Annotated in this window: 5 protein-coding genes; 3 read left to right on the top strand and 2 right to left on the bottom strand. The window is 71.2% G+C overall.

All coding sequences use genetic code 11. The features are described 5' to 3' along the window. Positions 1-11 precede the first annotated feature (11 nt). A complete protein-coding gene (locus ACQPWZ_RS01525) occupies positions 12-3,197 on the top strand; it encodes a non-ribosomal peptide synthetase (RefSeq protein WP_433570360.1) in 3,186 nt (1,061 codons plus the stop codon). 210 nt (positions 3,198-3,407) lie between these two features. Here the strand turns inward: ACQPWZ_RS01525 and ACQPWZ_RS01520 are convergent, their stop codons facing one another. Next, positions 3,408-3,707, bottom strand: a complete 300-nt coding sequence (locus ACQPWZ_RS01520) for a chorismate mutase (RefSeq protein ID WP_340471283.1) — start codon at positions 3,705-3,707, stop codon at positions 3,408-3,410. A gap of 508 nt (positions 3,708-4,215) precedes the next feature. Here ACQPWZ_RS01520 and ACQPWZ_RS01515 point away from each other — a divergent pair. Continuing rightward, complete coding sequence (locus ACQPWZ_RS01515; protein ID WP_433570359.1) at positions 4,216-4,923, top strand: LmbU family transcriptional regulator; 708 nt, start codon at positions 4,216-4,218, stop codon at positions 4,921-4,923. Between the two features lie 93 nt (positions 4,924-5,016). On the opposite strand, the gene ACQPWZ_RS01510 is transcribed toward ACQPWZ_RS01515, so the two are convergent. Beyond that, complete coding sequence (locus ACQPWZ_RS01510) at positions 5,017-5,685, bottom strand: FMN-binding negative transcriptional regulator (RefSeq protein ID WP_383246864.1); 669 nt, start codon at positions 5,683-5,685, stop codon at positions 5,017-5,019. A gap of 376 nt (positions 5,686-6,061) precedes the next feature. On the opposite strand from ACQPWZ_RS01510, the gene ACQPWZ_RS01505 reads away from it, so the two are divergent. After that, a complete protein-coding gene (locus tag ACQPWZ_RS01505; protein WP_383246867.1) occupies positions 6,062-7,399 on the top strand; it encodes a lysine N(6)-hydroxylase/L-ornithine N(5)-oxygenase family protein in 1,338 nt (445 codons plus the stop codon). Positions 7,400-7,442 lie beyond the last annotated feature (43 nt).

Here is a 7,442-nt window from a genome sequence, read left to right as displayed (position 1 = left end):
GGAACGACGAGATGACCGACCTGACGACGGGCCCCGCCACCCTGCTCGACGACCAGCCGCACCCCCGCCCCGGCCCGCCCGAGGCGGCACCGGCCGTGCTGCCGATGTCGCTGGGCCAGGAGGAGCTGTACCGGCGGCCACCGCAGGCGGCCGAGCCGCCCGTGGTCCTCGGCTTGCGCCTCGACGGTGAGGTGCACCGCCCCGCGCTCATCCAGGCCGTGCGGCAGTTGGTGGCCCGGCACGAACCGCTGCGCACCACCTACCACACAGTGGACGGCGTTCCCGGACTGCAGGTGTGGCCCGCCGGCCTCGTCGCACCCGTCGAGCCGGAGTTCGCCGATCTCACCGGCTCCGACGCGACGGGGCTGGAGGAGCGGGTACGGGAGCTGGTCACGGCACCGTTCGACCTCGCGGCCGGCCCGGTGCTGCGGGTCCTGCACGCCCAGGTCGCCGCCGGTGAACATGTCCTCGTGCTGTGCCTGCACCCCCTTGCCGCGGACCGCGCGTCGAAGGACCTCCTCGCAGCCGACCTGGCCGAGCTGTACACGGCGGCGCTGACCGGCCGGACGGCCCGGCCCGCACCCACCGGCCGCTACCGTGACCACGCGGCCTGGCAGCGTAAACGCTTCACCGACGCCAAGATCTCTGCCCGGCTCGACTGCTGGCGCGGGAGGCTCGCCGACCTGCCCACGCTGCGCCTGCCCACCGACCGGCCCCGGCCGGCCGCCCGCACCACCCCCGGAGCCCGGCACGACTTCCGTGTGCCCGCCCCCATCGCCCACGCCCTGACAGGACTTGCCCGCGAGCAGGGCGGCACCCTGTTCGACGGCCTTCTCGCCGCATGCCAGGTCCTCTTCTCCCGCTACAGCCAGCAGCAGGACCTGGCGCTCGGCACCCTTGCCCCCGGCCGTCCCCACCCCCACCTGCACGACGTGGTCGGCCACTTCGCCAACCCCCTGGTCCTGCGGCAGACGGTGCACCCGGACACCCCCTTCGCCGACCTGGTCGCCGACAGCGCCCGCACCGTCCAGGACGCCCTCTCGCACCAGGACGTGCCCTACGGCCGTCTCGTCTCCGAACTCTCCGAAGGCCCTGAGACGGCGGGCCGCCCACTGGTGCAGGCCATGGTGCTGCTGCGCGAGACGCCCCCCGCGTACACCCTGCCCGGCGCGCGCGTCAGCGAGTTCCACCCCTCCTGGCCCGCCCCCGTCCACGACATCACCGTCGAGTTCACCCCCACCCCCGCCGGCGACCTGACCGGTGTCCTGGAGTACGACACCGCCCTGTTCGACGCCGCCACCGTCGAACGCTGGGCGGGGCACCTGGGCGTCCTGCTCGGCGCCGTGGTCGCCGACCCCGCACAGCCCGTCGGTGACCTGCCTCTGCTGGACGCCGAGGAGCACCGACTGGTGAGCAGCGACTGGGCGGTCAACGAGCGGGACTTCCCCGCCCACCGTGGCGTGCACGACCTCGTCGGCGACCAGGTACGCGCCCGGCCGGACGCGGTCGCCGTCGTCCACGGCACCGCCACCACCACGTACGCCGAACTCGACGAACGGGCCAACCGGCTGGCCCACCTGCTGCTGGACGGCGGGGTGCGGCCGGGATCCTTCGTCGCCGTGTGCCTGCCACGCGGCCCCGAACTGTTCGCCGCCCTCCTCGGCGTCCTGCGCGCCGGCTGCGCCTACCTGCCGCTGGACCCCGACTACCCCGGCGACCGGCTGAGCTTCATGCTCGAAGACGCCCGGGCGGCGGTGTGCCTGACCGAGCGGCACCTGACCGGCAAGCTCCCCGACACCGACATCACCACCATCTGCCTGGACGAACAGCACGAGGCGCTGGCCGCGCAGCCCGTGCACGCGCCGCACGTCAGCGTCTCGCCGCGGGATGCCGCCTACGTGATCTACACCTCCGGATCCACCGGCACCCCCAAGGGCACGGTGATCGAACACCGGTCGATCACCCGCCTGGTGTGCAACGCCGACTACGTCGCGCTGCGCGAGGACGACGTCGTCGCCCAGGGCGCGGACGCCACCTTCGACGCGGCGACCTTCGAGATCTGGGCACCGCTGGTCACCGGCGCCCGCCTGGTCGTCATCGACAAGCACACCCTGCTCGACCCGGGCGCTCTGATGCTCGCCCTGACCCGGCACGAGATCACCACTCTGTTCCTGACGACTGCCGTCTTCAACCAGGTCGTCGCGGCCGACCCGAGCGCCTTCGCCACCCTGCGGCACGTCCTGTTCGGCGGTGAGGCCGTCAACTCCGCCCGGGTCGCGCAGGTCCTGGCGGCCCGCCCGCCGCAGCGGCTGCTGCACGTATACGGCCCCACCGAGACCACCACGTTCGCCACCTGGCACGAGGTCCGCGAGGCCGACGGCACCACCCCCGTGCCGATCGGCGGCCCTCTCGCCAACACGGCCGTCCATGTCCTGGACGAACGGCTGAACCCGGTGCCCATCGGCGTCGTCGGCGAGCTGTACATCGCCGGCCCCGGCGTCGCCCGCGGCTATCTGGGCCGTCCGGAACTGACCGCCGAACGCTTCCTGGACAACCCGTTCGCCGCCGTACCGGGCGACCGCATGTACCGCTCCGGGGACCTGGTGCGCTGGACGGCGCAGGGCACCATCGAATACGTCGGCCGGGTGGACCACCAGGTCAAGGTCCGCGGGTACCGCATCGAACCCGGCGAGATCGAACTGGTCCTGGTCCAGCACCCGGACATCGAGGCCGCGTTCGTCATCGCCCTCCAGGACGGCGACCACAAGCGCCTCGTCGGCTACGTACGGCCCGCCGCCGGACGCCGGGTGGAGACCACCGAGCTGCGCCAGTTCGTCTCCGACCGGCTGCCGGAGTTCATGGTGCCGTCCGCCGTTGTCGCCCTCGACGCCTTTCCCCTCACCCCCAACGGCAAGATCGACCGCAAGGCGCTGCCGGCGCCCGTGCACACCGCGGACCCCGACAGCGGCCCCGCACCGCGCACCGACACCGAGCGGGTCCTCGCCGCGATCTGGGCCGACGTCCTGGGTGTCGAGCAGGTCGGCATCGGCGAGAACTTCTACGAACTGGGCGGCGACTCGATCCTGGGCATCACAGTGGTCGCACAGGCACGCAAGGCCGGACTGACGATCTCGGCCAAGGACGTCTTCCGGCGTCAGACGATCGCCGAACTCGCCGCCGCGGTCACCGAGTCCTAGCGCCCACACCCCCCCCAGAAGAGCCCTGCGGCCCGCCGGAACTCCCGGCGGGCCGCAGGGCACTGCCACGCGCCCCCGCAGCGCAGGGCACTGCCACGCCCCCACACCCGCAGGGAATTGCCACACCCCGCCCCCCTGGACGGCGGGGCAACGCGCAAGGGCCCGGCCGCAGTTGCGGCCGGGCCCTATCGCTTTCGCGTCCACGCCAGGTCAGATACGGCCCCGGCCCAGCTCCAGCAGCGTCAACGCCAGTGTGGTGCCGGGCTTGCCCAGGGCCTCGTTGTAGCGGGACAGGATCTGCGTCTCGCGCGAGAGGTTCACCCGGCGGCCGCCCGACGCGATCCGCGCCTCCTGGATCATGGCCGAGTAGGCGATCCGCTCACGGATCAGACCGATGATGCGGTTGTCGAGCGCGTCGATCCGCTCGCGGGCACCGCCGATGAGCGATGCCGCCTGCTCGGTGCGGGCGCCGGTCTTCTCCGTGGACGCCTGCGCATGGGTGATGGTCATCTTCGGGCCTCTTCTCGATGGCGGGGGAGCGGCACCCTGCACAGCCGCCCCGCAAGGGCCGGATGGCACGGTGCCCGACGGTCTGCCGCATGCACCCGGCGGATGCCCGCGGCGCCGGCGAGTGCGGCGAACCGTCACCCACGAGGAAACCCCTCCACCCGCAACACGTGCGCAACACGGCGCCCGCGCCGCCGTGTTGCGCCCCCCTTGCGCGGCTCGGTGTTCGATTCCTTACGTCAGTGAGGGATGCCCCCGCGCGCGAGCAACGCGCCCGGCGGGGGCGCCCCTTCCAGCCGGCCGGTGGCCGCCAGCACGTGGGAGGTTTTGTGGTCGAGGCGAACGGGGGGAGTGGTCGACGGGTGTGGACAGGACAGCCAGGCACCGCACGACGTGACGGTGACCGGCACCGCGCCGCATCCGACCACCGCTGCCGCACCTCTGAACAACCCCGCCCGTCCGGGAACGGACGGCGACGCCCGCACGCGTTCACGCTCCATCAGGAGGCACGATGACCACCCCCAGCACCCCGGGCCTCGACGTCGCGAACGTCGCCCCGTTCCGCCGCCGCCCGCAGGCGCTGCCCCCGCAGCGCCGCAGCGGCGAGGAGCCGCGCCGCGGTCAGGTCCTCACCACCAAGGTGGCCCTGCAGATACCGGCCGCCATGACCTACGAGGACTGGGAGCAGGCCGGCCGCCAGCTCTCCGGCATCGTCGACTCCTCCTCCTGGTGGCTCGGTGACTGGCTGGTCTACGGCAAGGACCACTACACCGACCGCTACCAGCGCGGCATCCGCACCGCCGGGCTGCAGTACCAGACCCTGCGCAACTACGCCTGGGTGGCCCGCCGGTTCCCCACCGGCCGGCGCCGGGCCGCCCTGACGTTCCAGCACCACGCCGAGATCGCGTCCCTGCCCGTCGACGAGCAGGAGATCTGGCTCGACCGCGCCGAGCAGAACACCTGGACCACCAAACAGCTCCGCACCGCCCTGCGCATCGCCCGCGGCGGCGACCAGCCCCGCAGCGTGCAGCCACTCGAGACGACCCGCCGTCTCGCCCTGCCCGGCAGCCGCATGCAGTGGTGGCACAAGGCGGCCGAACAGTCCGGACTGGGCCTGGAACAGTGGGTCCTGCAAACCCTCGACAGCGCCGCGGGGCGCGCCCTGGAAGCACCCGAGGACCGGGGCCGGCTGGCCCGGGAAGCCGGCCTCAGCGCCTGACCCCTCCTCACCCGGCCGCAGGGCCCGCACCCGTCCCCGGGTGCGGGCCCTGCCGCTACCTCCGCCTCCCGCCGCCGCGGCGGCGGGGCCGGCTCAGGTCCGTGCACACGGCAGCTCGCTCATCAGCTTCGCCGTTGCCTGGTGCCGGCCGCACTCCCGGTCCGCGAACGAGCGCTGCACCCGGTCCCGCACCTCACTCGCCTGCTCCTGGCTGAGCTTGAACATGCCGTCCGCACGCACCACCCGGACCCGGAACGCGCCCACCGCGGGCGCCAGTTTGTGGAAGTAGCCGATGGACTCCGACATGTCCCAGCCGTTACCGAAGTCGCCCTCGAAGGCCCGTACGGTGGACTGCACCACCTCGAGCGTCTCCTCCCGTGACTCCAGCTTCTCCATCACACCGTGCACATGCACCGAGGTGAAGTTCCACGTCGGCGCGGCCGGCGTCGTCCCGTACACGGTCGGCGAGACATAGGCGTGCGGACCGGTGAACACCAGCAGCACCGGACTTCCCGTGCCCAGCGCCGCCCAGTGCGGATTCGCCCGGTTCATATGGCCCAGCAGCGTCGTACCCGACAGGTCCTCCGGCCATTCCCCGCCGGTCTCCGGATTCGGAATGACCGGCAGATGCGTCGCGAACGGCGCACCGGGTGAATCCCCGTCGGCCACGCTGTTGCTCGTCATCAATGCCATCGGATTGTTGCGGATCACCTCGGTCATCCACGACCGGTGCGGTTCTCGGTATTGACGGGGAACGAACATCTGACATCCACCCTTTCGGTGATTCGTCGCGGATTCATCGCGAGGAGGGGTCAAGTCACCGACGCTACCGGTGCATTGAGCAGAACTGTCAATTGAATCCGCGACCCGGACACCGATGTACTGTCGACAGGACGGAAGAATCTGGCACGACGGCCGGAACTCTTGCACACCGTGTCCGGCCGCTCTACGTTGGATTCACGGTGTTCTTCTGCCCCATCGCGAACTCCCGGATCCACCGGTTGAGATTCCGAGACCACCGACCGTGAACTCGACGACAGTCGACGCCTTTCCTGATCAGGGGCCTTGTGGGTACAACAATCGACCCGCCGCAGAACGGCGGGGCCCTGTCACAGCTACACAAGCGGGAGAATTCTCTATGAGTACTCGTGCACACGAGGTATACGACGTGGTCGGCATCGGGTTCGGCCCGTCGAATCTGTCGCTCGCCATCTCCCTGGACGAACACCGGGAGAATGTGCCGGCGCACCCGGCCACCGCCGTGTTCTTCGAGCGGCAGCCCGCGTTCGGCTGGCACCGCAACATGCTGCTGCCGTCGGCGACCATGCAGATCTCGTTCCTGAAGGACCTGGCCACCTTCCGCAATCCGGTGTCCCGCTTCGGCTACGTGTCGTATCTGCACGAGTCGGGCCGGCTGGCCCGGTTCGTCAACAACATGGACTTCTTCCCGACCCGGCTGGAGTTCCACCAGTACCTGGAGTGGGCGGCGGCAGGCTTCACCGACCGCGTCCACTACGGCCACGACGTCACCTCGGTGCGCCTCGCGCCGGACGGCGCGGACGGCCGGCCCGGCCACCTCGTCGTCGAAGCCCGCGACACCACCACCGGCGCCGTGCGCCAGGTCCTCACCCGCAACGTCGCCATTTCCACCGGACTCGTCCCGCGCATGCCCGACGGTATGGAACGCGACGAACGCGTCTGGCACAGCTCGGAGTTCCTGGCGAAGTACCGCCGGATGAATCCCCGCGACCTCACCAGCGTCGCGGTCGTCGGCGCCGGCCAGAGCGCGGCCGAGATCACCCGCTTCCTCTACGACAGCCTCCCGCACGCCCAGGTGTCGGCGATCTTCCCGTCGTACGGATACTCCATCGCCGACGACACCCCGTTCGCGAACCAGATCTTCGACCCGGCCGCCGTCGACGACTACTACTACGGCACCGACCAGGCACGGGAGTCGTTCTGGCGCTACCACAAGAACACCAACTACTCCGTGGTCGACGCCGACGTCATCCGCGACCTGTACCGGCGCTCCTACGCCGAGGACGTCGACGGCACCCAGCGCCTGCACTTCCTCAACATGACCCGGGTCAGGGAGGTCAAGCGGGCCGGCGACGAGACACGCGTCCTGCTGGACACCCTGCTGGACGGCCACACCCAGGAACTCGACGTCGACGCGATCGTCTTCGCCACCGGCTACGACTCCATGGAACCCAGCCGCCTCCTGGGCGAGCTCGACCGCTACTGCCTGCGGGATGCGGCCGGCCGCCACCGCGTCGAACGCGACAACCGCCTTCTCGCCCCCGAACTGCCCTTCGGCATCTACATCCAGGGCGGCACCGAGCACACCCACGGACTGTCCTCCGCGCTGCTGTCGAACATCGCCGTGCGCAGCGGCGAGATCGCCGACTCCGTCCTCGCCACACGCCCCGCCCCGGAGCCTGCGGCCCGACGCGAGCACGCCGCGGCCGCCCGATGAGGCGCCGCAGACACACGAACGGCCCGCCAGCAGCGCTGACGAG

The organism is Streptomyces sp. CA-251247, assembly GCF_050952975.1.
GTDB lineage: Bacteria > Actinomycetota > Actinomycetes > Streptomycetales > Streptomycetaceae > Streptomyces > Streptomyces achmelvichensis.
This window is presented reverse-complemented; position numbering and strand designations above follow the sequence as displayed.